26 protein-coding genes are annotated in these 25815 nt (G+C 58.0%); 18 read left to right on the top strand and 8 right to left on the bottom strand.

Features of this window, described 5'->3' with window-relative positions; translation table 11 throughout:
- Positions 1-46 precede the first annotated feature (46 nt).
- The 7 genes from GRI35_RS10270 to dnaE all read left to right on the top strand — a co-directional run bounded on the left by GRI35_RS10270 (position 47) and on the right by dnaE (position 7439).
- A complete protein-coding gene (locus GRI35_RS10270; protein WP_160614078.1) occupies positions 47-1288 on the top strand; it encodes a lipoprotein-releasing ABC transporter permease subunit in 1242 nt (413 codons plus the stop codon).
- Positions 1281-1955: an ABC transporter ATP-binding protein gene (locus GRI35_RS10265; protein ID WP_160614077.1), complete on the top strand. Its 675-nt coding sequence runs from the start codon at positions 1281-1283 to the stop codon at positions 1953-1955. The genes GRI35_RS10270 and GRI35_RS10265 overlap by 8 nt, the downstream gene beginning before the upstream one ends.
- A gap of 39 nt (positions 1956-1994) precedes the next feature.
- Positions 1995-2573 carry a DUF1579 family protein gene (locus GRI35_RS10260; protein ID WP_160614076.1) on the top strand — a complete coding sequence of 193 codons (579 nt, stop codon included), beginning with the start codon at positions 1995-1997 and terminating at the stop codon, positions 2571-2573.
- Complete coding sequence (locus GRI35_RS10255; protein ID WP_160614075.1) at positions 2570-3049, top strand: glutathione peroxidase; 480 nt, start codon at positions 2570-2572, stop codon at positions 3047-3049. Before GRI35_RS10260 ends, GRI35_RS10255 begins: the two co-directional genes overlap by 4 nt.
- A 50-nt stretch (positions 3050-3099) precedes the next feature.
- A complete protein-coding gene (locus GRI35_RS10250; protein ID WP_160614074.1) occupies positions 3100-3441 on the top strand; it encodes a hypothetical protein in 342 nt (113 codons plus the stop codon).
- A 66-nt stretch (positions 3442-3507) separates the two neighbouring features.
- Positions 3508-3909: a BLUF domain-containing protein gene (locus tag GRI35_RS10245; RefSeq protein WP_202390543.1), complete on the top strand. Its 402-nt coding sequence runs from the start codon at positions 3508-3510 to the stop codon at positions 3907-3909.
- A 56-nt stretch (positions 3910-3965) separates the two neighbouring features.
- Positions 3966-7439 carry a DNA polymerase III subunit alpha gene (dnaE, locus tag GRI35_RS10240; RefSeq protein WP_160614073.1) on the top strand — a complete coding sequence of 1158 codons (3474 nt, stop codon included), beginning with the start codon at positions 3966-3968 and terminating at the stop codon, positions 7437-7439.
- On the opposite strand, the gene GRI35_RS10235 is transcribed toward dnaE, so the two are convergent.
- Positions 7416-7781, bottom strand: coding sequence for a hypothetical protein (locus GRI35_RS10235; RefSeq protein WP_160614072.1), 366 nt, complete (start codon positions 7779-7781; stop codon positions 7416-7418). The genes dnaE and GRI35_RS10235 overlap by 24 nt on opposite strands.
- An 83-nt stretch (positions 7782-7864) precedes the next feature.
- Between GRI35_RS10235 and GRI35_RS10230 the strand changes: the two genes are divergently transcribed.
- From GRI35_RS10230 to GRI35_RS10220, 3 genes are read left to right on the top strand one after another with little or no spacing between them, the layout of a single operon-like run.
- Positions 7865-9478 (top strand): long-chain fatty acid--CoA ligase, encoded by a 1614-nt coding sequence (locus tag GRI35_RS10230; RefSeq protein ID WP_160614071.1) that lies wholly within the window; start codon positions 7865-7867, stop codon positions 9476-9478.
- A gap of 4 nt (positions 9479-9482) precedes the next feature.
- Positions 9483-9914 (top strand): DUF1330 domain-containing protein, encoded by a 432-nt coding sequence (locus GRI35_RS10225; RefSeq protein WP_160614070.1) that lies wholly within the window; start codon positions 9483-9485, stop codon positions 9912-9914.
- Between the two features lie 51 nt (positions 9915-9965).
- Complete coding sequence (locus GRI35_RS10220; RefSeq protein ID WP_160614069.1) at positions 9966-10634, top strand: tetratricopeptide repeat protein; 669 nt, start codon at positions 9966-9968, stop codon at positions 10632-10634.
- A 77-nt stretch (positions 10635-10711) separates the two neighbouring features.
- Here the strand turns inward: GRI35_RS10220 and GRI35_RS10215 are convergent, their stop codons facing one another.
- From GRI35_RS10215 to GRI35_RS10195, 5 genes are all read right to left on the bottom strand, one after another.
- Complete coding sequence (locus tag GRI35_RS10215) at positions 10712-10897, bottom strand: hypothetical protein (protein ID WP_160614068.1); 186 nt, start codon at positions 10895-10897, stop codon at positions 10712-10714.
- A gap of 149 nt (positions 10898-11046) precedes the next feature.
- Entirely contained in the window at positions 11047-12135 is a 1089-nt protein-coding gene (locus tag GRI35_RS10210) for a PA0069 family radical SAM protein (protein ID WP_160614067.1), read from the bottom strand.
- Positions 12136-12513: 378 nt separating this feature from the next.
- Complete coding sequence (moaB, locus tag GRI35_RS10205; RefSeq protein ID WP_160614066.1) at positions 12514-13041, bottom strand: molybdenum cofactor biosynthesis protein B; 528 nt, start codon at positions 13039-13041, stop codon at positions 12514-12516.
- A 13-nt stretch (positions 13042-13054) separates the two neighbouring features.
- Positions 13055-14845 carry a lytic transglycosylase domain-containing protein gene (locus GRI35_RS10200; RefSeq protein ID WP_407985163.1) on the bottom strand — a complete coding sequence of 597 codons (1791 nt, stop codon included), beginning with the start codon at positions 14843-14845 and terminating at the stop codon, positions 13055-13057.
- The gene (locus tag GRI35_RS10195) at positions 14838-15569 is read right to left on the bottom strand and encodes a uracil-DNA glycosylase family protein (RefSeq protein WP_235900185.1); all 732 of its coding nucleotides are present in this window, start codon (positions 15567-15569) and stop codon (positions 14838-14840) included. The genes GRI35_RS10200 and GRI35_RS10195 overlap by 8 nt, the downstream gene beginning before the upstream one ends.
- 113 nt (positions 15570-15682) lie before the next feature.
- On the opposite strand from GRI35_RS10195, the gene GRI35_RS10190 reads away from it, so the two are divergent.
- From GRI35_RS10190 to GRI35_RS10155, 8 genes are all read left to right on the top strand, one after another.
- A complete protein-coding gene (locus GRI35_RS10190; RefSeq protein ID WP_235900184.1) occupies positions 15683-17344 on the top strand; it encodes an electron transfer flavoprotein-ubiquinone oxidoreductase in 1662 nt (553 codons plus the stop codon).
- Between the two features lie 57 nt (positions 17345-17401).
- A complete protein-coding gene (locus GRI35_RS10185; protein WP_160614063.1) occupies positions 17402-17833 on the top strand; it encodes an endonuclease domain-containing protein in 432 nt (143 codons plus the stop codon).
- Positions 17830-18639: a 4-(cytidine 5'-diphospho)-2-C-methyl-D-erythritol kinase gene (locus tag GRI35_RS10180; RefSeq protein WP_435406542.1), complete on the top strand. Its 810-nt coding sequence runs from the start codon at positions 17830-17832 to the stop codon at positions 18637-18639. The genes GRI35_RS10185 and GRI35_RS10180 overlap by 4 nt, the downstream gene beginning before the upstream one ends.
- Before the next feature lie 13 nt (positions 18640-18652).
- Positions 18653-19387 (top strand): N-formylglutamate amidohydrolase, encoded by a 735-nt coding sequence (locus GRI35_RS10175; protein ID WP_160614062.1) that lies wholly within the window; start codon positions 18653-18655, stop codon positions 19385-19387.
- 120 nt (positions 19388-19507) lie between these two features.
- Positions 19508-21364 carry a dihydroxy-acid dehydratase gene (gene ilvD, locus GRI35_RS10170; RefSeq protein ID WP_160614061.1) on the top strand — a complete coding sequence of 619 codons (1857 nt, stop codon included), beginning with the start codon at positions 19508-19510 and terminating at the stop codon, positions 21362-21364.
- Between the two features lie 7 nt (positions 21365-21371).
- Positions 21372-21773 (top strand): hypothetical protein, encoded by a 402-nt coding sequence (locus GRI35_RS10165; RefSeq protein ID WP_160614060.1) that lies wholly within the window; start codon positions 21372-21374, stop codon positions 21771-21773.
- Positions 21757-23154: an NAD(P)H-hydrate dehydratase gene (locus GRI35_RS10160; RefSeq protein ID WP_160614059.1), complete on the top strand. Its 1398-nt coding sequence runs from the start codon at positions 21757-21759 to the stop codon at positions 23152-23154. Before GRI35_RS10165 ends, GRI35_RS10160 begins: the two co-directional genes overlap by 17 nt.
- On the top strand, positions 23151-24359 hold the full coding sequence (locus tag GRI35_RS10155) for a class I SAM-dependent RNA methyltransferase (RefSeq protein WP_160614058.1): 1209 nt from the start codon (positions 23151-23153) through the stop codon (positions 24357-24359). The genes GRI35_RS10160 and GRI35_RS10155 overlap by 4 nt, the downstream gene beginning before the upstream one ends.
- On the opposite strand, the gene GRI35_RS10150 is transcribed toward GRI35_RS10155, so the two are convergent.
- Positions 24356-25132, bottom strand: a complete 777-nt coding sequence (locus GRI35_RS10150) for a hydrolase 1, exosortase A system-associated (RefSeq protein WP_160614057.1) — start codon at positions 25130-25132, stop codon at positions 24356-24358. The two genes, GRI35_RS10155 and GRI35_RS10150, sit on opposite strands and share 4 nt — an antisense overlap.
- On the bottom strand, positions 25129-25815 hold the full coding sequence (locus GRI35_RS10145) for an alpha/beta hydrolase family protein (RefSeq protein WP_160614056.1): 687 nt from the start codon (positions 25813-25815) through the stop codon (positions 25129-25131). The genes GRI35_RS10150 and GRI35_RS10145 overlap by 4 nt, the downstream gene beginning before the upstream one ends.

The raw sequence follows: 25815 nt of genomic DNA, 5'->3' as shown, positions 1-25815 counted from the left end.
CCTGCCTAGACGGTCCGGCAAGTTACAACGGAAAAGCATCTCTATTGTGTTCCTAAGCCCCTTCGAATGGACGATCACCAAGCGCTACATGCTGCCCGGTAAAGGGGAGGGTTTTATTGCGCTCGTCGCCGGGATCAGCGTTGGCGTGGTGATGCTATCAGTTGCGTTGCTGATCGTCGTGATGAGCGTGATGAACGGATTTCGCGGCGAGCTTCTCGACAAATTCGTCAATCTGAACGGCCACGCCATTATCCAGAGCTTCAACGGGCGGTTGGACAATTGGGAAGAGATTCTGGAGGAAGTCCGCGCAACCCCTGATGTTGTCAGCGCGTCTCCTTTGATTGAACAGCCATTGCTGGTGACCTTCAATGGCCGCGCAAAGGCGGTCAGCGTGCGCGGAAATACACAGCAGGATATCGCTAAACTCAGCGAGAATCTGGTCGCTGGAAACCTGTCTGCTATCGAGTCAGAAGCGGGGCGGGTGGCCATCGGCTCGCAGCTTGCGATTAATCTTGGTGCCCGTATTGGTGACACGATCACGATTATCAATCCGCAGGGCCGTTCGACACCCTTCGGCACCGTGCCCCGTCAGGTGGGATATGATGTGGTGGCGCTGATTGAAACCGGTGTATATCAGTTTGACGAGACGTTCGTGGTCATGCCGATCCGCGACGCTCAGACGCTGCTATTGACCGGTGATACGATTGGTTTGATTGAAGTGACTACGAATGATGCGGAGGATGTGGGGCGGATACTCCAGCCGCTTCAACCGAAGTTACAGGGAATCGCACAGATCAATGATTGGCGCTCGATCAACTCGAGCATATTCGAAGCATTGGAGGTCGAACGGGTCGCGATGTTTTTTGCATTGTCGCTGATCGTGCTGGTGGCTGCTTTTAACATTCTGTCGTCACTGGTGATGCTGGTGCGCGCCAAAACGCGCGACATCGCGATCCTGCGGACGATGGGGGCGACACGGCGTAATATCCTCAAGATATTCGTGACCACAGGGACCACTATCGGCGCGTTCGGGACGATTACTGGAGTGATCCTCGGCTTTGTCATTCTCTACTTCCGCCAACCGATCCTTGGCTTCCTCAATTTCGCGACCGGCCAGGATATTTGGGATCCCGAAGTGCGGTTGCTGACCGAGCTTCCCGCGCGGACCGATCCGGTCGAGATTGTCGGCATATGCGTGCTCGCCATCGGGCTAAGCTTCCTCGCCACACTTTATCCCGCAATGAAAGCGGCCAAGACCGATCCGGTACAGGTCCTTCGCTATGAGTGATCCAGTCGTCAAACTATCGGGCCTGACCCGTTCTTTCGAACAAGGCGGCGTACGCATCGATGTGCTGCGCGGCGTCAATCTGGCAATCCAGCCAGGCGAAATTGTCGCGCTGCTCGGTCCTTCTGGCTCGGGCAAATCGACGATGCTGCAAGCGGTCGGACTGCTCGAAGGCGGCTTTGGCGGGACTATCGAGATTGACGGGACCGATGCGAGCGCATTGCCGTCCGATGGCCGCACCGAGTTGCGCCGCACGCATATGGGTTTTGTCTATCAATTCCATCACTTGCTGCCCGATTTCAACGCGGAAGAGAATGTTATCCTGCCGCAATTGGTGCGCGGAGTTGATCGCGGTGAAGCAGAGGAACGCGCCCGCGAATTACTGAGCTCGCTTGGCCTTAGCGGCAGGCTCAATCACCGTCCCAGCCAGCTTTCCGGCGGTGAGCAGCAGCGTGTAGCGGTGGCGCGCGCTTTGGCCAACAGTCCGCAATTGGTGCTCGCCGATGAACCTACTGGTAATCTGGATGAGGCAACAGCGGACAAGGTGCTCGACCAGTTTCTCGCGCTTGTCCGGGGCGAGGGCAGTGCGGCGCTGGTTGCTACGCATAATGAGCGGCTGGCGTCACAGATGGACCGTGTGGTACGGTTGCATGAGGGCACACTCGACTAAGCGGCCCGTAGCGGAAGTTTCCGCAGAAAGGGTTTGTAAATGCTCGTTTCGTTTCTCGCTTTGATTTTGGCTCAAGACGCGGCCACGCAAACTGGCGCCCCGCCGCCGCCGGCCGTACCTCCCACGGCAAGCTGTAAAGGCGAAAACTACGATGCGTTCAATTTTTGGGTTGGCGATTGGGACGTCTACGTCACGGGCGCAGAAACCCAAGAGGATGGCTCGCCGCGAGTTGTTGCGCAAAGCACAATCGAAAAGCTTTATAATGGCTGCGCAATCCGCGAAAATTGGATGCCGGCACGCCCGAGCCCCGGCGGCAGCCTTAGCGGATACAATCCCAAAACAGGCATGTGGGAGCAGACATGGATCGGCTCGTCACCGGGCCAAGTCTATTTCAAAGGCGGCGGCGGCCGTACCGGCATGGTGCTTACCGGCCTGTGGCCCAATGTTGGCGGCCCCGGTCGCGACGGCTTGATCCGCATGACTTACACCCCAAATGAGCTGGACGGTTCGGTGCGCCAGCTCGGTCAGGTTTCGTATGACGAAGGTGTGACATGGGCTCCGAGTTTCGACTTCACTTACAGACCCAAGGCTGATGCCGGGCAGAAAGACACAGAATGACTACGATTGCCGATTTCAGCGTGAAAAAATCCGACGGGTCGGATCTCGATCTGTCCGAGAAGAAGGGCAAAGTCCTGCTGGTGGTCAACGTCGCCAGTAAATGCGGTTTCACCCCGCAATATGACGGGCTCGAGGAACTGCACAACCAATATGGCGATCAGGGGTTCGAAGTGCTCGGCTTTCCCTGCAATCAGTTTGGCGGGCAAGAACCAGGCACTGCGGAAGAGATCGAGCAGTTCTGCAAAGTGAATTTCGGGCTTACCTTCCCGCTGATGAAGAAAGTCGAAGTCAACGGTGACGGTGCGAGCCCGCTTTTCGACTGGATGAAGGGCGAAGCGCCTGGCCTGATGGGCAGCAAGACCATCAAATGGAACTTCACCAAGTTCTTGATCAACCGCGACGGCGAAGTGGTGAAGCGCTATGCCCCGCAGGATACCCCGGCGAAGATCAGCAAGGATATCGCGAAGCTGCTGTAACCAGTTCTCGCAATCGGGCGAATGACAGGCCAACACATTAGGAGGGCGCAATGCTCGAATCGATCAATCAATGGTTCCTGTCACTCGGTGCAGAATATGGTGTGAACCCGTATATTTTTGGCGGCATCTATGTCGCTGCCATCCCGTTTTTTCTGTTGTCGATTGGCTGGCTGGTACGTAACGCCAAGGCTGGAAAATCGACCTTGTTGCCGACGATGAGTGCCGGTTTCTTCTTTGTTTCCGCCTATCTCTATCTGGCGCTGGTCGGGAACAACATCCCGGTTTGGGTATGGATATTCCTAGGTGTGCTGATCGTTTACGGCGCATGGTCGAGCATCCGCGATACGCGGAAGAAGATTGCCGCAGCGAAGGCTGAGGCGGATGCCAAATAGTATCTTCTATCCACGACGCGTATGATCGCGTAGGCTATCTTCTCGTCATGGCTAGGAGATATCAAGGTGAAGCAGTTGATTTACCGCTCGCAGCCTTTCGGGTTTGATCGTTCGATGCTTGCCGGGATTCTGATGCAAGCGCGGCATAACAATAAGCGCGATGACATTACGGGCGCACTGATTTGCCGTCATGATTTGTATATCCAGCTTATCGAAGGCCCGGCAGCGGCAATTGACGCGCTCTATGCGAAGATTTCTGAAGACGACCGCCATTGCGATGTTCGCTTGGCTTTGTCGGACAAGGTTAGCGATCGAATGTTTCCAGAGTGGGAAATGCTAGATGATGAGATGCCTACGCTGATATGGTCGCCTCAGGAGATCGTCGATGGGGCAATCGAGAAGGCTACGCCCGCGGCGCTACGTGCCGTGTTCGAGCGCGTGGCAGAAAAAGCGCGAGATCGCGAATAGGGAAAACTATAGGCTGCGCGCTTCCCTTTCGCACCGACTGAACACATACTCTGATCATGCCTTTTGCTCCTTTCGTACCGCTGCGCGTCCTGTCGTCTTATTCGATGCTCGAGGCAGCGATTGATCCGAAGCAGATTGCCAAACTGGCGAAGGAACGCGGCTTTCCCGCCATCGCTATTTGCGACCGAAATGGCCTCTACGGCGCGGTCATGTTTGCCAAGGCCTGCATCGATGAGGGTATTCAACCTATAATCGGAACGCTGCTGGGCATTGCCCGCGATGCGGAGGGCAAGCAGGTCGATTATCTGCCGCTCTATGCGCAGGATGAGACCGGTTATGACAATCTCTGCCATCTGGTCAGCAAGGCCCATCTCGACCGACCGTTGGAGTTTGAGCCGCATGTCCGTCTGAGCAATCTTGAAGGGCATACTGATGGCCTGATCGCGCTGACCGGTGCAAGCGAAGGCGCGTTGTCGCGCCTGCTTGGCGAAGGGCAGCAGGAGCACGGCGAGGCGTTGCTCGACCGGTTGCAGGGTCTGTTCCCGGACCGGCTCTATATTGAATTGGCGCGCAAATATGATGCGGTTCAGGACGCTGCCGAAACGGCGCTGATCGATCTTGCATACACCCGCGATATTCCGCTGGTCGCGACCAATCCTGCGTTCTTTGCCGAACCGCATGTGTTTGCGGCGCATGATGCGATGTTGTGCATTGCCAATTCGTCGCAAGTCGATGCCGATGATCGGCCGCGTTCAAATCGCGAGGCGTACGTAAAGTCTGCGTCGATGATGGAGGAACTGTTCGATGATCTTCCCGAAGCAACCGCGAACACACTGACCATTGCCCGGCGCTGCGCCTATGCGCCGCCCAATCGCGCCCCTATTCTGCCCAGCCTTGCTGGCGATCTGGAGGGCGAAGCAAAGGCTCTGGCCGAGGATGCTCGCAAGGGCCTTGAAGCGCGGCTCGCACTTTATGGCGAAATATCGGAGGAAGAGCGAAAGCCTTATTTCGACAGGCTCGATTTCGAAATTGATGTGATCGTCGGGATGGGGTTCCCCGGCTACTTCCTGATCGTTGCAGACTTCATCAAATGGGCGAAGGATAATGGTATTCCGGTGGGTCCAGGGCGCGGTTCGGGCGCGGGCTCGGTTGTGGCATGGGCGCTAACCATTACCGATCTCGATCCTCTGAAACTCGGGCTGCTGTTCGAGCGGTTCCTCAATCCGGAACGTGTGTCGATGCCCGATTTCGATATCGATTTCTGTGAAACGCGGCGCGGCGAAGTCATCCGCTATGTCCAGCAGAAATATGGCAGCGATCATGTCGCGCAGATTATCACATTCGGTAAGCTGAAAGCACGTGCGGTGCTGCGCGATACCGGCCGAATTCTGCAGATGAGCTATGGTCAGGTGGACCGGCTGTGCAAGATGGTGCCCAACCATCCGACCGATCCTTGGACCCTGCCGCGTGCGCTCAACGGAGCGAGCGATTTTAGGCGCGAATATGATAACGACCATGAGGTGAAGCGTCTCGTCGATCTGGCGATGCAGCTGGAGGGATTCCCGCGCAACTCGTCAACTCACGCGGCGGGTGTGGTGATCGGTGACAGGCCGCTCGCGAAGCTCGTTCCGCTCTACCGCGATCCGCGTTCGGACATGCCGGTCACGCAGTTCGACATGAAACACGTCGAAAGCAGCGGCTTGGTGAAGTTCGATTTTCTCGGGCTCAAAACCTTGTCCGTTCTGCGCAAGGCGACCGATCTGATGGAGAAGCGCGGGATCGAGGTCGATCTCGGCACGCTCGCTTGGGATGATCCCAAGGTCTATGATCTGCTCAAATCGGGCAACACGGTTGGCGTGTTCCAGCTTGAATCCGAGGGTATGCGGCGCACTCTGTCCGCAGTGAAGCCGACTAATTTCGGTGATATTATTGCGCTCGTGTCGCTCTATCGTCCGGGGCCGATGGACAATATTCCGCTGTTCGGTAAGCGCAAGAATGGCGAAGCGGAGATCGAATTTCCGCACCCGAAGCTCGAAGGTATTCTCGCCGAGACTTACGGGATTTTCGTCTACCAGGAACAAGTGATGCAGGCCGCGCAGATCCTCGCTGGATACTCGCTGGGAGATGCCGATTTGCTCCGCCGCGCGATGGGTAAGAAGGTTCAGGCAGAGATGGATGCGCAGCGTCAGCGCTTCGTCGATGGCTGCAAGGAAAATTCTGATATTGAGGCGAAGAAGGCCAACGAGCTGTTCGATTTGATCGACAAGTTCGCAGGCTATGGCTTCAACAAATCGCACGCGGCTGCCTATGCGTTGCTCGCTTACCAGACCGCGTGGCTGAAAGCCCATTACCCCGAAGAATTCTATGCCGCATCGATGTGCTTCGACATGCACCAGTCGGAGAAAATGGCGCTATTTGTTGACGATGCGCGGCGGCACGGGATCGAGGTTGCGCCGCCCGATATTAATCGCTCCGAAGCTGAGTTTTCGGTCGAGCGAACCGATGATGGCTATGCCGTTCGCTATGCGCTCGCGGGTATCCGGAATGTCGGCGAGAAAGCGATGGAATCGATCGTCGCCGAGCGCGGGGCGAATGGCTGGTTTGAGAGCTTGAACGATCTGTTCGAGCGCCTCCCGCCCGGATCGATGAACCGCCGGCAGTTGGAAGGTCTGATCTGCGCAGGCGCATTGGATGAGCTTGAGCCCAATCGCGGCAAATTGTTCGGCAATGTCGAGCTGCTGCTGGCGGTCGCGGATGCCGCAACGCGCGAGCGTGAAAGCGGACAGGCAGCTTTGTTTGGCGGCAATGATCAGGCCGAGGACACGCTCCGTCTCAAACAGAGCGACGAATGGTCACGACCTGAGCAGATGGCGAAAGAGCGTGAGAATTTCGGCTTCTATTTCTCCGCTCATCCGGTGCAGCAATATTGGGCGGTTGCCTCGGCAAATGGCGCGCGAACCTTTCAAAGTCTGATGGAGGCTGGCGCGCCTCCTGGCGGCCGTCAAGCCGCTGTCATGGCCGCCATGGTGGAGAGCGTGAACAAGGGGAAAACTCGCAAGGGCAAGGATTTTGTCCGTGCCGATTTCTCCGATTCTACGGGCCAATTCAGTGCGGCGTGTTTCGAAGAATCGCTGGTAGAAAACTTCCAGAAATGGGCGTCGGAAAGCACTTGCATCCTGCTGAATGTCGAATTGGACTCACCAAGCCCGGATGAGCCACCGCGCGTGACTATTCGTGGCGGCAGACCGCTTGAGGAAATCAAAGGCGGTTCGCGCATGATGTTGCGGATGGAGCTCAGCGATGCGGCAGCGCTGCATGATCTGAAGCTGGAACTCGCGCCCGGCGCGCCCGGCTATGGCGAGGTGCTGGTACAACTCAAGACGGGTGGCGAGACCGAGCCGCTCATCAGGTTGGGCAGGGATTACGCCTTGGATGGCGAGCTGGCAGAACGGCTGGCGCTTATCGAAGGTATCGAAAAGGTCGCTTTGACCGCGCGACGTGGAGCGTCAAACCTCCGGCTCGTCGCCTGACTCTATTTCGTCGGGCAACACCAGCTCTCGTTTCTCGAACACGACTGTAAAGCGGGCCATCAGAAACAGCAGTACTGGTGCCAGCATAGTGTTCCAGATGTCGTGCCAGTTGCCGCCGAGGAACACGCGTTTCTCGATGAGGAGCGTGTCGCGAATGTCGATGAGCTCGGCAACCACAGCAACCGCCAAAATTAGTCCTAGCGGCTTCCATTCCGACGCCTTCCAGCGAAAGATCAGACACGCGCCGAGAAATATGATCAGCGCAACATAAACATGCAGCGCATCCTTCGCGAGGCCGCTGAAATCGACAATGAAGTTCTTCAGATCGTTTAGCGGACTCATTCCTATGCTTTAGACCGATTGCGCAATCGGGCAAGCGCAGGCATGGTAGCAAAAAACAACTGTTAATCTTCGAGAGGATGACAATGTCAGCAGCAAATTTGGGCGCAATGCAACATGATTGGACGATGCGGATAACGCATGTGATTGACCATGCAGCGCGCGAATCCGGCACCCGCGAGATTGTGACGCGCTGGGCAGACGGCAATGAAACCCGGACCAACTGGGCGGGTGTTCGTACAGACGCGCTGAAAATGGCGCAGGCGTTACAAGCGCTCGGCATCAAAAAGGGCGAGCGGGTTGCGAGCCTGGCGATGAACCACTCACGGCATCTGGTCAGTTGGTACGGCGTCGCTGGAATGGGCGGGGTACTCCACACCGTGAACCCGCGCCTGTTCGAGGACCAGCTCGAATATATCGTCAATCACGCCGAAGATAAGGTGATGCTGTATGATGCGATGTTCCAGCCGATTATCGACAAAATGCGTGATCGGTGGACGACTGTAGAGCACTATATCTGCTTCGATTCCGGTGAGAACTCGCCCGCATTCGAGGATTGGATTGGCGCTCAGGATGGTGATTTCGAATGGGTGACGGGGGAGGCCACCGATCCGTGCATGATCTGCTATACCAGTGGCACAACGGGTAACCCGAAAGGCGTGCAGTATGAGCACGGTTCGACTTTGCTCCACGCGGTGTCTGGCCTCCAGCCATCAACCTTCAATTTCAGCGCAGCCAGCGTAATGCTGCCGGTGGTGCCAATGTTCCACGCGGCCAGCTGGGGGCTTCCTTATGCAGGCGCGATGGCGGGGATCAAATTCGTATTTTCCTGCAGCAACGAACCGGCCGTTCTGCATGAATTGATGGACCGCGAAGGCGTAACCGACAGTGCTGGTGTGCCGACCGTATGGCTCGCGCATTTCCAATATTGCGATGCTCAGGGCATTGATCTGCCCAAGCTCAAAGCCGCAACAATCGGCGGGTCGGCTTGCCCCCGCTTTATGATCGAGCGTCTGATGAAAAACGGCACGCGGGTGCAGCACGCTTGGGGTATGACCGAGACGTCGCCTATCGGCACCGTTGGCGGGCCAACATGGGATTGGGACAAGCTCAGCTTTGAAGAGAAAGTCGACAAGACGGCAATGCAGGGTCGTCCGATCTTCGGTGTCGAACTGCGTACTGTCGATCTTGACGACTGGACCAAGGAATTGCCGCGCGACGGCAAAACGTCCGGCGCTCTGCAAATTCGCGGGCCGTGGATCATCAAGCGTTACTTCAAGGCAGAGGAAGATTGCGTCGATGAAAACGGCTGGTTCGACACCGGCGATGTCGGCATCCTGCACCCCGATGGTACGTTGCAACTGACCGACCGGACCAAGGACGTGATCAAGTCAGGCGGCGAATGGATCAGCTCGGTGGAGCTCGAAAACGCTGCTGTTGGTCATGCCGAAGTGGCCGAAGCTGCCGCTGTTGGTATGCCGCATCCGAAATGGGACGAGCGGCCCGTGCTGTTTGTGGTTCGCAACGAAGGGTCGAATGTATCGGCAGATGACATCAACGAACATCTGAAGCCGCTGATCGCGAAATGGTGGATGCCCGATGCAATTGAGTTCGTTGACGATATTCCGCACACCGCAACCGGCAAGATCAGCAAGAAAGACCTGCGCGACAGGTTCAAGGATTACAAGCTGGAGGGGTAGCGGAATGACCACGTATATCGATCCAAGCCCGGTCAATTTTCAAGCGTTCAAAGACCTGCCGCGCGATCAGCCGATCCATATGCTCAACCTGTTGCAATTCCGCGATCAGGCGGAATATCCGGCGAGGCATGAACATGCGGGCAAAGGCTGGAGTGGCAAGCGCGCCTATCAGGAATATGGCGCGACCAGCGGCCCGATTTTTGAGCGCGTCGGCGGTGAGATCGTTTGGCGCGGCACGTTTCAGACGATGGTCACAGGACCGGATGCAAAACAGTGGCATGACGGCTTTGTAGCGCAATACCCGAATAGCGGCGCGTTCTTCGAGATGATCAAAGACCCGGAGTATCAACTCGCGGTTGTGAACCGCACTGCGGCGCTGATCGATAGCCGGCTGATGCGGTTTGAACCGGGTGAGGCTGGCGGAGGATTTGGATAGATGGGACGACTAACTCGGTCATTCTTTGTTCGGATGCTCGCATTCGTGGCAATGTTCGCCAATGCGCCATTGGAAGCCAGAGAATCGCAACTAATACAGCTGGAAAAGTTGGCTGAGCAGGACAATGCGGAAGCGACTTACCATCTCGGTATGATGCATCTCACCGGTACCGGCGTTGATTTGGATAGACAACGAGCTGTCGGTTATTTTGAGAAAGCGACGGAGCTTGGCGATCCGCTGGCAGCGTACAAGTTGGGGTGTTTCTACGATGGGCAATACCAACTGTTTGCGGTCGATCTGGAGCTCGCGCTCAAATACAAGATGGTCGCCGCCGACGCCGGTTATGCTTCGGCTCAGCAGGATGTCGCTGGCTTGCTCGCGCGGAATGGCGCCATTGACGAGGCACTAGTTTGGTTGGAGCGTGCCGCTGCACAGGGTACAGCGGGTGCACTGCAAACTTATGCTTCGGTCCATAACGGAGCCCTTGGGGTTGAGAAAGATCCGGTCAAGACAGCGGCGTATTTTGATCTGTACCTTAGACGGATAAAGGCAACCAGCGAGCAGCGTAAATGGTTGGAGCGGTTCAAAGAGGGCCTGACAGAAGTGCAGGTTGAGAACGTGGAGCGTCTGATTTTAGAGTACGTTCCGAAGCCGACACCATTGACGCGAAAAGCACTTTCCGGGCAGCGCGCAGTCGATGCGCTTCTCCTAGCTTCGTAAGACAAACGGGCGTTGACATTAGGTTGCGTCGGTGAGCACCGGCACGTTACGCAGTCAACCTAGGGTGGTTTTGGCTGCTAAACAGCATCACTCTCAGGCACTTCGCCGCGCTCGACTTCTCGTTTGCTGACCACGTAGGCGTAGCCCAGTCCGACAATCAAAACCACGCCGCTACCGCCTGCCACGAATGTCGAATTGAAGAAGGTTGCGACTACGATCAGCAACACTGCCGCGACCAAAGTATATTGGATTGTCTTTGACATAAGAGTGCCCCAAACCTTTCGTTTCGTTAGCATTCGCAATCAAACGGACCCGGATTGCTTTATAAGTGTTATGCGGCAATCGTTAACAAAAGGTACCAGTCGGCGCGCGGGCTTGCGCGCGACCGCTTAAGTCGAATGCGGGCTTCAAATCATAGCAGGCGCATTTGCCCGCCAATTTCCGGCTTGCGAAATTGGCTGCAATCGAGCTGGAACTTCGGGTCATTATCATGGCTGATAAGGCCAGCGCGTTTGCAGGCGAGATGGAAGCGCGACCGGAACAGATCGGCCCACACGCCCTTTGGCTTCATGCGCGTTCTGAAATTGGGGTCATTGTCCTTCCCGCCCCGGATAGACCGGACGATGCTCATGACTTTACCGGCGCGGTCCGGGTAGTGGACGTCGAGCCACTCGCGGAACAGCGGCGCGACTTCGTGCGGTAGGCGAAGCGGGATCCAGCCTGCGGAACGCGCTCCGATCTGACCGGCCTTGGCGATAATTTCCTCCATAAATTCGTCTGTGATCGCGGGAATGATGGGCGAGACGGAACAATGCGTCGGAACGCCTGCCGCTGCCAATTGCTTGATCGCCGCCAAACGTTTGCGCGGAGCGGAAGCACGCGGTTCCAGCAAACTCGACAGACGCGGATCCAATGTTGTCACAGATATCGAAATCGCCGTGAGATTGCGCTTCGCCAGTTCCTCCAGCAGATCCAAATCCGCCAGCACGCGGTCGCTTTTAGTGGTGATCGTCACCGGATGCCGAGTGTCGAGGCAAAGTTTGAGTATATCGCGGGTGATCCGGTAACGAGCTTCGATTGGCTGATAGGGGTCGGTATTGGTCCCCATAGCAATCCAGCGCGGCCGGTATTTCGGTTTCGCGAGTGTATCGCGCAACAGCTTCGCCGCATCCGGTTTCGCGAACAGCTTCGTCTCGAAATCCAAGCCCGGCGAGAGATCGTGATAGGCATGCGTAGGGCGTGCATAGCAATAAACGCATCCATGCTCGCACCCGCGATAGGCATTGACCGAGCGATCGAACGGAATGTCGGGTGACTGGTTGAAGCTCAGGATGGTTCTGGGATGTTCCTCGGTTACGGTTGTACGCAGCTTTACCGGCGGACCATCTAGCGCTTCCATAGCATCGCGCCAGTCGCCATCTGCCTCTCGCTGGTCCAGCCCGAACCGCTCCGGAACCGCGCTTGACTGCGCACCTCGACCTCTGATTTTCTTGCGCTCCATAAGTGGAACATATACAGAACATGTGGAACTTGCCAGAGCAATTGACAGCGGGGTGTTGACACATGTGACACTGTCCCGCTCATAATTTTTGTTTTTGGTAAATGCGGGATTTTTGAGCCGGTGCAGTTTCACTTGCGTGACAATAGCGACACCGTGTCAAGCGGATCAAATTTGGGTAAGTATATGATATTAATGCAGTTATAGCCCAAGGTGACAATCACTCGCCCGTGGAAGACCCCGGCGCTGCCGCGCCAAGCCTGTACTGGAGAGAAAATGGGGGGCGGATTGAGAGGCGGGCATGATTGTGGTTTCCGGTCTGGTGCGATTGCAGAAGATGACTACCGCCAGGGGGCCTATGTAGGACAGCGAAAACAGCCGCTAGCGTTCTTGCAATCTTGGCATCAGATCGACGAAATTGCAGGGCTTGTTCCTGCTATCTAACTGTTCGGCCAGAATGCCGTCCCAACCGTCTTTCACCGCACCGTTCGAACCGGGTAACGCGAAGATATAGGTTCCGCGCGACAGGACCGCGCAGGCGCGGCTTTGCACAGTGCTGGTGCCGATGCTGGTCAGGCTGAGGAAGCGGAACAATTCGCCGAAGCCGGGGATGTCTTTCTCTTTCACCCGGTCCAACGCCTCTGGCGTGACATCGCGGCCGGTCAGTCCGGTTCCGCCTGTGGTGATGATGGCATCAATGCCGGTGTCGTCGATCCAGTTGTTAAGCCGGTTCGCGAGAACATCGGCGTCGTCCTTCTCGATGACGCGTGCGGCAAGCCGATGACCGGCATTTTTGATCCGATCAGCCAGCAAGTCGCCCGAACTGTCGGTTTCTCGCGTCCGTGTGTCGGACACCGTGATGATCGCGATATTGATCGGCTTGAACGGAAGGTTTTCCTTGATCGCCATCAGCGTATGCGGATCAGTCCCGCGCGCTCAGGCGGACGCCATTGGTGCCCGAACTGTTCGATCCCAAGCCGGGGAAGGTTGGCCACATGCCTTGCGCCAGCGCTTTGCGGCTTTCTGACGCGCCGCCTGCCTGGCGTTCATACATCCAGTAATTGCGCATCACGATGGAGACATAGCCGCGCGTTTCCCAATAGGGGATGCTTTCCATGTAAAGCAGGGCATCGCCTTGGTCGCGGATCTCGCTGTTCCACCGTGTCACGGGGGTCAGGCCAGCATTATAGGCAGCCATGATTTTGGGAAGCAGGCCTTGTGTAGCGTGGCTGTCACGAAGCATATTCAGATGTTCCTGACCGAAGGCTAAGTTGATTTCGGGTTGGGACAGATCGCGCGCGTTGCCCGCAACGCCAAGCTTGCGGCGATGGTCTTTTGCGGCGGCGGGCATGATCTGCATCAGGCCGCGCGCACCAGCGGGGCTGACAACAGCCGGGCGGAAATTCGATTCTTGCAGCGTATGGGCATAGGCCAGAGCCGGATCGACTTTCCAACCATTCACCGGTGTCCAGCGCGGGGCAGGGTATTGCAAGGCAGGCTCTGCTTTCGCGCCGCGCGGGGCGTTATGCGCCATCCATAATTGCGTCGATGGCAGGCCGAGTTCGCGCGCCAGGCGTGATAGCTCGCCGTAATGTGAGGCATCGCCGATTTTTGCCTGATGACGCAGAACTTCATCAGCGAGATTCCCGCGGCCGATTTCGGCAAGACCGACTGCGGTGCGGACATTCTCCACGCTGCGGATTTTCTGCCAGTCTTCCAGATTGAAGTCGGCGGTCGAATGCGATTGCGGCAGTGCTTGGCCCAGCTGTTCGCGGGCGAGCATACCATATAGCGTTTCGTCCAGATCGGCGGCAGCGCGCAGCTGCTCGGTCACTTTCTCCGGAGCGCGGCAACGCATATATGAGCGCGCGGACCAATAGCGGGCGGCGGCGGTCAGTTCGATATTGGTCGAGCCAATCGCTGCCTGCTCGAAATAGACCGCGGAACTTCCACAATCCTTCATCCGCCAGGCGGCGAGACCGGCAACCCAATTGCCCTCGGCAACCCAGCCGCCAGTGCCTTCATTAACGGTTTGCGCCACGGCAAAGGCGGCAGGATCGTTATTCTCGATATAATAGCTGAACGCGACGCGCTGACGCCATTCGGCGCGGGCTGCGGAACTGAGGCTCGCATCAATTCCGTCAAGCAGAATACGCGCGCCGTCCGGATCATCATTCTTGATCTTGTCGAGGATCGCGCTGCGCACTGAATCCGGCATTGTCCCGTCGCGCACGGTTCTCGGGCGAATGCGCTTGGACTTGTACGGCTGGCGAACCAGCGACTGCGCCTGCGGCAGGCCATATGTCGCGTTGAGGCCGCGTTTTTCCCCCAGCCGGCTCAGTTGTTCCGCATGCGGCAAATACCGGCCTGAGGAGAGCCAATTGGCGATCTGCTCGCCTTCAACGCGCGGGCTGTTGGCGTGGAGGAAATATTCGGCGCGGGCGACGTGATGCAAAGGCCCATCATCACGCTCGTTAAACAGCGATTGGACACGGTCCCAATTCTCGCCGTCAATCGCGTCGAACAGGCTGGAATAATATTCGCGGTCGCGGCGACTGAGCAGTTCGGGAACATTGCTGGAAATTGCGCGGTCGCGGAAATATTCCGCTGCGCTGCTATTCGCGATTGCCGGTGTGGAGATACCGCAAGTAAGTGCACCTGCAAGGATCAATACGGCCTTTTGAATTCCGCCAAACTGTTTCAAATTAGCTATCCGTCCATTCGAGCCAGCGTTGCCAGAACCTCTGGCGCCTTCCTGCGGATCGCAGCAATTCAGCCAGGGAGCCGACACCCATTGCGGGTATGCTTCCGCCTTCATGGTTAAAATTAGGTAAAATTACAGTGCCCTGCGCCGTATCGTTCCCAAGCAGCGGCGGAATGTTGCGTCCGAAAGCAAGAATCCGTTTAGGCGCGGCGAGAGCAATGTGATGCGACAGTATTTCACCGACGCCTGCTGCGCGTAAAGCGGGCCAATCGGGCATGGGGGTGTGACGCCGCAGTACAGACGCAAGATAGAATTTATCATCCGATATGCCCGCCGCCTGCAGGATACCCGACAGCAAACGCCCTTGCGGACCGGATAGCAGGCTCTCGCTGTCGTTTTCTTCAGGCTCGGGGACAATTACCATCAATTCTGCGCCAGCAATGCCGCGCGGAGCGATCGGCGGAAATGCGCCGCCGCCGTCCAGATCATCATTGCTGGCGATCCATTGTTGGAAGGCCGCGAGCTCGCTTGGCCAATCATCACGCGCTCCGCCAATTTTCTTTGCCGGAGGTGGCGGCGCGGGTTCGGCCTTTTTCTTGGGCTTTGGTTGCTGCTCTTGATGGGCAGGTTGGGCTTCCGGTGCAGCCAGCCAGTCCGTAACGTCATCGCTATAATCATGATCGACCCCGGCATCGCGCCACCAATCGAGAGCGGCGGCAAATTCATCTGCCAAAGTAGAAGGTGAGGGCTCGGTCATCGTTGTTGCAGGTCTTGACCTGCTGCGCCGCAGTATTCAAGGGTTTCAGCGACTTTAGACGCAGCTAATTGATAGGGAATAGAGCCACTATGAGCGCCGAAGCGATAGAACGCGAATCAATGCCATGTGACGTAGTGATTGTCGGCGGCGGGCCAGCGGGCCTCGCGGCGGCAATCCGCCTCAAGCAGATGAATGAGGATCTCGAGGTTGTGGTGCTTGAAAAAGGCTCCGAAATCGGCGCGCATATCCTGTCCGGCGCGGTGGTTGACCCGAAGGCTCTGGACGAGCTTTTGCCTGATTGGCGCAATATGGATTGTCCGATGGCGGAGACGCCTGTCACCGATAATTGGCACTGGGTTCTGACCAAAGGCGGCAAGTACGGGATGCCGCATCTGATGATGCCGCCGTTTATGTCGAACCATGGCTGCTACACCGGTTCGCTGGGCAGCATGACCCGCTGGCTGGGCGAGCAGGCCGAAGCGCTCGGCGTGATGGTATTCCCCGGTTTCCCCGCTGCCGAAGTGATGTTTGACGATGCTGGCGCGGTGCGCGGCGTTGTGACGCAGGATATGGGCATTGCCGAAGACGGTTCGCATAAAGGCGATTTTGCGCCCGGTATGGAAATTGAAGCCAAATACACGCTGTTTGCAGAGGGCGTTCGCGGCAACCTGACCAAACAGATGAAAGCCAAATTCGATCTCGAGGCTGATTGCCAGCCGCAGGTCTATGGTCTCGGCATTAAAGAGCTGTGGGACATTGATCCTGCCAAGCACGAGCCCGGCCGGGTGATCCACACGCAGGGTTGGCCGCTGAGCGAAACCGACACATGGGGCGGGGGCTTCCTGTACCATCAGGCGAACGGCCAGGTTGCGCTCGGCTTTGTGACCGCGCTCGATTACGAGAACCCGTATGTCTCGCCATTCCAGGAATTTCAGCGCTGGAAAACGCACCCGGCGATCAAGGAATATCTCGAAGGCGGAAAGCGCGTTGCCTATGGCGCGCGGGCGATCAACGAAGGCGGCTGGCAGTCTGTGCCCAAGCTCGCCTTCCCGGGCGGCGCGCTGATCGGCTGTGCGGCTGGTTTCGTCAACGTACCGCGGATCAAGGGCAGCCACACCGCTATGAAAAGCGGCATGCTGGCAGCGGAAGCTGCGGCAGAGGCAATCGCTGGCGGTGCCGAGAAGACCGAATTGACCGATTACGAACCCAATCTGCGCGAAAGCTGGATCGCCAAGGAGCTCAAGCAGGTCCAGAATGCGCAGCCCGCTATTGCCAAGTTTGGTGGTGACTATGGCACGGTCATCGCGGGCATCGATATGTGGATGCGGCAGCTCAAGATCGGCCTGCCGATCACGATGAAGCATGACCCCGACTACACCAAGCTGGGCCGCGCGGATTTGTACCAGCCGATTGATTATCCCAAGCCCGATGGCGAGATCAGCTTCGACCGCCTGACCTCGGTAGCCTTCAGCTACACCAACCATGCGGAAGACCAGCCGGTTCACCTCAAAGTGGCCGATCTGGAGTTGCAGAAACAGAGCGAGCTCGGCGTTTATGCCGGTCCCTCAACGCGCTATTGCCCGGCGGGTGTGTACGAGTGGCTGGAAGATGAGAGCGATGGCTCGATGAAATTCCAGATCAACTCGCAAAACTGCGTCCATTGCAAAACCTGCGACATCAAAGACCCGAACCAGAACATCAACTGGACCACGCCCGAAGGCGGCGGCGGGCCGAATTATCCGAATATGTGACGAGACTTCCTCCCCGAAACGGGGAGGGGGACCACGAAGTGGTGGAGGGGCACGTCTATGATTACCGGACCCCGAGATACTGTAAAGCGAGCCCGCAAGCTGCGCAGCGAAATGACGCTACCCGAACGCAAATTGTGGATTGAACTAAGGAAACGGCCGGGCGGATTTAAGTTTCGGCGTCAGCATCCCGCCGGGCAATATGTGCTTGATTTCTATCGCGCCTCGGTGAAGCTGGCAATCGAAGTTGACGGAACTGTGCATGACAATGCGCCTGCCGTGCAACGAGATCAACGCAGATCACGCTGGCTGCGGTCGCAAAGCATTGCAACAACACGGGTTCCAGCGCGGCATATTTTTCAGGATATGGAGGCAGTTATTCTGCGGATTCTTGAAATCTGTGCGGAGCGGAAGAAGCAGTGTCCTTCCAAGAACGACGTGCCCCTCCACCATCCTGTGGATGGTTCCCCTCCCCAGATTGGGGAGGAATGATGCGCGAAACCGCCTATGCCAAGATCAATCTCGCGCTGCATGTTCGTGCGCGGCGGGATGATGGGTATCATGAGCTTGAGACACTGTTTGCTTTTGTCGATCAGGGTGATGTTCTGACAACAAGCGCGGCGAAGCGGGATGAGGTTGCGGTTGCCGGCGAATTCGGCACCGCGCTGACCGATCCGTTCGACAATATCGTCGCCAAGGCGCTCGGAAAATTACCGCGCTCCAATGGCTTGCGTATCACGCTTGAGAAAAACCTGCCGGTTGCGGCAGGCTTGGGTGGAGGCTCTGCCGATGCCGGGGCGATCTTTCGGATCGTGCGCCAAATGCATGGTTTGCCCGATGATTGGCAGGATCGTGCAGCAGCGCTCGGGGCCGATGTTCCTGCCTGTGTCGAGAGCCTTACCTGCATCGGGCGCGGGACGGGCACTGAGCTGGAAACCATCGAGAGCGATCTGACTGGCACATCGGTGTTGCTCGTCAATCCGCGCATTCCCCTCTCGACTGGCCCTGTCTTCCAGGCGTGGGACGGTAAGGATCGCGGATCAATGCCGCAGGGCACTGCATCGCTGATTGCCAAGCAAGGGCGCAATGATCTGGAAGCGCCCGCAATCAGTCGGTGCCCCGAAATCGCGACGGTGCTGGAGTCCCTTAACGGAACAGATGCGTTTCTCAGCCGTATGTCTGGTTCAGGTGCGACGTGTTTTGCGCTATATCGCAGTCATGACGCCATGCGCGAGGCCGCAGAAAAGCTGGCATTCCACCACCCCGACTGGTGGCAGATGGCCGGAAAGCTGAGATAGGAAATTCACTTCCATGATGATGGATGATCTACCATATCGCCAAGTGGGCGAGCCCCGTCGCGGAGGGATTGTGTGCGTCGCCGACCATGCGTCAAACTATGTACCCGATGATATCGAGCTGGGTATCGCCAAGGGGCTGATCGACACCCATATCGGCTATGACATCGGCACCGGCGGGATCGCCGACCGGATGGCGCGACGTCACGATGTTGCAGCGCATATTGCGACGGTCAGCCGCCTCGTTTGCGATCTGCACCGGACGGAGGATGCGCCCGCAGTCGTCCCGATAGAGAGCGATGGACATGTCATCGCGGGCAATATCGGCGCGGATGTCGAGGGACGTCTGGAGCGTTTCCACCGGCCCTATCATGCGGCATTGGCGGATTGGCTGGATGATGCTGAACCCGAACTCATCGTTGCATTACATAGTTTTACGCCGAAACTTGAATCCAAAGTCGAGGATCGCCCGTGGGAAGTGGCGCTGCTCTACAATCAGGATGACAGTGCTGCGCGCCATGCGATCCGTTTGTTTGGCGAGGAAGGTCTTAATGTCGGCGATAACCAGCCTTATTCCGGCAAACAGCTCAATGCCACGATGGACCGTCATGCAGAGGCAAAAGGGCGCAAATATCTGACTATCGAGATCCGGCAGGATTTGATCGGCACCAAGGCAGAACAGGCGCGCTGGGCCTCGCTGGTGACCGATGTTGCAAACCGCGTGGCATTGGCTCTCAAAGCCGAAGCCTAAGCGCACGCAAGATTTTCTGTTTCGAATGCGCCTTCCGGTAGGGTAGTATTGCTGGCACAGCGTAGCTGATACTCGCCAAAAAACGGCACCCCCAAACGGCACATGCCACCGGAGTTCACAATGCCCGCCTACCGTTCCCGCACCACCACCCATGGCCGCAACATGGCCGGCGCGCGCGGATTGTGGCGCGCAACGGGGATGAAGGATGGCGATTTCGGCAAACCGATCATCGCGGTTGTGAACAGCTTTACACAGTTTGTCCCCGGACATGTCCACTTGAAGGATCTCGGCCAATTGGTCGCGCGCGAGATCGAGGCGGCGGGCGGTGTTGCCAAAGAATTCAATACGATAGCTGTCGATGATGGCATTGCGATGGGCCATGACGGCATGCTCTATTCGCTGCCGAGCCGCGATATTATCTCCGACAGCGTCGAATATATGGTCAATGCGCACTGCGCCGATGCAATGGTGTGCATTTCCAATTGCGACAAGATCACGCCGGGAATGCTCAATGCAGCGATGCGGCTGAATATCCCCGTGGTGTTCGTGTCCGGCGGACCGATGGAAGCAGGCAAAGTCGTAATCGACGGCAAGGAGAAAGCGCTTGATCTGGTCGATGCGATGGTCGCGGCTGCCGATGATAGCTATACGGACGAGGAAGTGGCCGACATCGAGCGGTCAGCCTGCCCGACATGCGGTTCCTGCTCGGGAATGTTCACCGCCAACTCGATGAACTGTTTGACCGAGGCGCTTGGTTTGTCGCTTCCGGGCAATGGATCGACGCTCGCGACCCATGCGGATCGCAAGAACCTGTTCCTGCGCGCTGGTCGCCTGATCGTGACGCTGGCTAAGCGCTATTACGAGGAAGACGACGAGAGCGTTCTTCCGCGCAACATTGCCAGTTTTTCTGCATTCGAGAACGCCATGTCGCTCGATATCGCGATGGGTGGATCGACCAACACCGTGTTGCACCTGCTCGCTGCGGCTCACGAGGCAGGCGTTGATTTCACTATGGAAGATATCGACCGGCTCAGCCGCCGGGTGCCGTGTCTGTCCAAAGTCGCCCCGGCAAAGGACGATGTCCATATGGAGGACGTTCACCGCGCGGGCGGGATCATGTCGATCCTTGGTCAGCTCGACAATGCCGGACTGCTCAATACCGCGCTGCCCACAGTGCACAGCCCGACCATGGCGGATGCGCTCGATGATTGGGACATCAGCCGCACACAGAACAACAAGGTCCACGAATTTTACTCCGCTGCACCGGGCGGAGTGCCGACACAAACCGCGTTCAGCCAGTCGCGCCGCTGGGATTCGCTCGATACCGACCGCGAGAATGGCGTAATTCGCTCCGCAGAGCATGCGTTTAGCCAAGATGGCGGACTCGCAGTGCTGTCGGGCAATATTGCGCTCGATGGGTGCATTGTGAAAACCGCTGGCGTCGATGAATCGATCCTGACCTTTACCGGTCCGGCCAAAGTATATGAGAGCCAGGACGATGCCGTCGCTGCGATCCTGACCGGTCAGGTGGTCGAGGGCGACGTGGTCGTGATCCGCTATGAAGGGCCCAAAGGCGGGCCGGGCATGCAGGAAATGCTGTATCCGACGAGCTATCTGAAATCGAAGGGCCTGGGCGCAGCCTGTGCTTTGCTGACCGATGGACGTTTTTCGGGCGGTACTTCGGGCCTGTCTATCGGGCACGTCTCTCCCGAAGCCGCGGAAGGTGGTACGATCGCTCTGGTCGAGAACGGCGACACAATCGAAATCGATATTCCCAATCGCACGATTGCGCTGGCTGTCAGCGATGACGAGCTCGCAAAACGCCGTGCGGCTATCGAGGCCAAGGGGGACGATGCCTGGCAGCCTGCCAAAGAGCGGCCGCGTATGGTGTCGCAGGCGCTCCAGGCCTATGCAGCGATGACGACCAGTGCCGCCAGAGGTGCAGTACGCGATCTGACTCAATTGAAGCGAGGTTGATGTGTCTGTGACTACCCGATTTCTTACCGCTTCGGCTTTGCTGGTCGGTGCCAGCGCGTGCTCTCCCGATGTGGATCAACCGCAGGCGGAAGAGGGTGCCGAGATGGTCGAATGCGCACTCGGAGAGGGTAGCGCGTTCGGCCCTGATTGCTTGGTCGAGCGCGAAAATGTGGACGGTCAAAAGCAACTGATCGTTCGCCATCCTGATGGCGGCTTTCGCCGTTTCGCGCAGCTTGACGACGGGCGCGGGCTGGTTGAATTGGACGGGGCGGACCAGCTTACCCGGGCACTGGACGGCAATGTTCTGGAGATCAGCGTGGGAGCAGACCGATATCGGTTTACTGCCAATGTGAGCGGCCAGAGCAATCTTGGCGCGCAAGATGCCGGTGCGGATGACGCGGCCGAGTGACCCGATCCTCACTGCCGCGCAAATGGCGGCGGCGGAACAGGCGCTGATAGGCGCGGGATCAAGCGTCGATGAATTGATGCACATTGCCGGTAAAGGCGCTGCCGAGTGGGTGTGGCGTATTGCGGCAGGAAGACCGGTCACGGTGCTGTGTGGCCCGGGCAATAATGGCGGCGATGGTTATGTCATTGCCGAGCTCTTGCGGGTGCGGGCCATGACGGTGAATGTGGTTGCACCAATGGCTCCCAAAGCACCGGCGGCGCAAAATGCCCGGCGTGCTTTCAAGGGCGCGGTTGTGACTTCGGGTAAGGGCATTAGCGGTTCCGTCCTCGTCGATTGCCTGTTTGGCTCTGGTCTTTCGCGGCCTCTTTCGGCGGAACTGTTGCTGCTTCTACGCGACCTCGCTGAGCGGCACCCTTGTGGGGTCGCGGTTGATCTTCCGTCGGGAATTGCCAGCGATAGCGGTGAAATACTCAACGAGAGTCTGCCCGAGAACGCACTGACACTGGCATTGGGTGCCTGGAAATATGCCCATTGGATGATGCCAGCGAGCGCTACGATGGGCGAGCGGAGGCTGGTGCCGATTGGTGTGGCCGCTCCGCCTGATGCGGCAGAACGCATTCGCAAACCGGCTTTGATCGCTCCCCAGCCCGATGCACACAAATATACTCGCGGTCTTTGTGCGGTCATCGGTGGCGATATGCCGGGAGCGGCCATTTTGTCGTGTACCGCGGCAATGCGTGCCGGCGCAGGGTATGTGAAGCTGCTGAGCGAGAGGCCGGACGTTACAGTCCCAGCGGATTTGGTGGTCGATCAACGTACATTGGACATGGCTCTCGATGACAAGCGGGTAGGATCGGTTCTGATCGGCCCCGGCCTCGGGCGTGATGACAATGCCGAGGCGAGTTTGCTCACTGCGCTTGCGTGGACCCGGACGGCGGTTCTCGATGCCGATGCGATAGTTCTTCTGAAGCCTGACATGCTGCGCGGCGACGGAACCTACATTGCGACGCCTCATGAAGGCGAGCTTGAGCAATTGTGCCGGTCATTCGCCGTGCTTGCCTCCGGTAAGCGCGAGAAAGCCCAAGCACTTGCCACGGCGAGCGGCATGGTGATTGTGGCGAAGGGGCCGGATACGATCATTGCCGCGCCGGACGGGCGCATGGCTTTGGCAGGACCGGCATCAAGCTGGCTCTCGACCGCGGGGACGGGTGATGTGCTGGCCGGGATTGCTGCCAGCAGGCTAGCGACGCGCGCAGACCCCTTCGAAGCAGCCTGTCAGGCCGTATGGCTCCACTCAGAGGCTGCGCGGCTTGCTGGACCGGCGTTCACCGCGACAGAGCTTGCCGGAAAGGTTGCAGACGCCTACGCGGCCTGCCTGTGAGCACTTCGTCCGAAATTATCCGTATCGCCGCCAAGGGCGATGGCATCACTGCAGATGGACAGCATGTATCCGGCGCTGCACCCGGCGACGTACTGAACGTGGACGGCACGCTCCAGCATGGTCCGCACCATATCGCACCAATATGCCGTCATTTCGGCAAATGCGGCGGATGTCAGTTGCAGCATGTCGATGAGGAAAGCCTTCGCGAATTTGTGACCTCGCGCGTCGCGAACGCTGCTGAAGGACAAGAAATCGCGGTAGGAGAACTTCTCCCGACCCATCTGTCTCCCCCGAAAAGCCGCCGCCGTGCGACATTGCATGCGGCCAGTCGCGGCGGGAAGCCACTGATTGGCTTTCGTGAAAGCGGTTCGCACAAGATTGTCGGCCTTACCGAATGTCATATTGTGTCGGAGAAACTGTTCGCTGTCGTCGAAGCGCTGCGTGCCATCCTTGCGCGCCGCAAGGGCAAATTCGCGGTCGATATCGAGCTGACCGAAGCAGATCAGGGTGTGGATTGCTCGCTAAAGAACCTTCCTGTTGAGGGATTGGAGCAAACCGAAGCGATTCTCGACTTCGCCCGCGATTTGGGATTGGCGCGGTTAACGCTCGATCAGGGCTATGGAGCGGAGACATTGTGGGAGCCGGAGCCGGTGACTGTTACCCTTTCCGGCATACCGGTGGGTTTTCCGTCCGGTGGTTTCTTGCAGGCAACACAGGATGGTGAGGATGTGCTGGTTGGCGATGCGCAGAGCTGGCTGTCCGAAGCGCGGACTGTCGCTGATCTCTTTTCAGGGCTTGGCACTTTTGCGTTTGCACTGGCGGGTAAGACCAAGGTGCTGGCGGTTGAGGCAGCGCGTGACACCCACTTGGCCTGCCAGTTGGCAGCGCGCGTGACGGGCAAGCCGGTTCATTCCATCCATCGCGACCTGTTTCGCAATCCGTTGCAGCTAGAAGAACTGAATAAATTCAGTGCGATATTGCTCGATCCTCCCAGGGCGGGCGCGCGTGATCAGATCGAGCTTCTAGCGCAAAGTACGGTCGAGAAAGTGGTCTATATCAGCTGCAATCCATCAAGCTGGGCGCGTGATGCAAAGAAGTTGATCGCAGGCGGTTATCGTCTTGAAAAGCTACGGCCCGTCGGCCAATTCCGCTGGTCCACGCATGTCGAGCTGACCAGCCTGTTCGTTCGCCCGAGCGAAACCTAAGCCCGCAGCGCGCTCAAAATCTGCTTTTCCAGCCATGCGCGTGCATGCGGTTCGACATAGGCGTGTGACGCGTTCTCGCAGGTCGCAATGCGCGCGTCGGAAGCGTCCCAATTTTCAAGAAAAACCTGCGCTGTCCGGTCGCTGCTGGCGAGCAAAATCCGGATCGGTTGGTCATAGCCGGAAATACCTTCGGCCATTTGTTGCGCCAGCCCGGTGATGGTGGAGGAACTGCTTGCAGCCTGTTTGAGCCCGCCGAAGAGTTTGCGCAAATTCACCCCGCCGGTCAGCAACCGCCAGACTTCCTGGGGGTTCTTGAGCTTTTCGATATAGCGAGACCGCACTGCGCGAGGCGGCGGTGTGTCGTCGCACCCGTCTTCGATGGTCCACGGATTGGACAGGATCAGCCCGTCGAGATCGCTACCACCAGCCAGCATCAGCGCGCTCGCCGCGTCGCAATTACCAAAGCCGATGACGCGCGTCATTTGCGGATTGATTGCGCGGAAGGCTTCGAGAGCGGCAGCGATATCTTTCTGGCTGTTGGTGAAACCGCGATTTTCGCCATCGCTGTCCCCGATGCCGCGCCGGTCAAAACGGAATATCGGGAAACCTGCGCTGGCGAGTTTCGCGGCGAGTTTGGCTTGTCCGGAAAATGTGCCCGCGCGCACTTCATTGCCGCCCGACACGATCAAGAGACCCGTCTTGCCCGGGGCAGTGTCCAATGTCCCCGCAAGACAGCGGCCCTGGCATTCGAAGGTTAGCGAGAGGCGGCTCATGATCCGGACAATGCGATAGCGATGATCGCAGCAATGGCATCCGCCTGCTCGGGATCTTCGTCAGGTTCTGCGCGAAGCCACAATCCTGCACCGGGGACGGCATCAGTGGGAATGTCCGCCAACGTCTCGTTAGCAGGCGTTTGGGCATCTGATAGCGCGGCAAACATTTCAGGCCCGATTTGCCATCCGGCCAGTTCGATGCCTAGCGCGCGGCCAGTCTCTTCCAATTCGGCCATTGTCTCTTCGCGGCCCGCTTCACGGCTGGCAATGGTGCGGGCGCGGAGCATGGAGCGCATCAATTGTTTGCCGCCATGCGCTGCATAGCGCCATCCGGGCAGCCTGTCTGGCGCAAGCAAAGCGCCGCTACGAATGGTCAGCAAATGGGTCGCTTCAAAGTGCTCCGCCGCCGCGGACGCTGCTGTTTGCCATCCCTCGAGAGTTTGGGTGTTAAGCGGTTGTACGCTTTCGTTGCAGCCGGGAAGATCGGGCAGAATGCTGTCAATTCCCGAAAGATCAAGGCGGTGCATCACTTCGACCGTCAGCCGGCGCAACTTGTTCGCTTCGTCGAACAATGCGGGGACGATCAAAACGCGTTTGCCGCGCCCTTGATTGAAAGTCAGCGCTTGTTCTTCGCTGGTGCTACCGCCGGGAAGTGGAGCAGGCCATTGTGCGAAACTGCGCAC

The organism is Pontixanthobacter aestiaquae, from assembly GCF_009827455.1.
GTDB lineage: Bacteria > Pseudomonadota > Alphaproteobacteria > Sphingomonadales > Sphingomonadaceae > Pontixanthobacter > Pontixanthobacter aestiaquae.
Note: the sequence above shows the minus strand (reverse complement) of the source record. Positions and strands in the feature narration are given on the sequence as shown.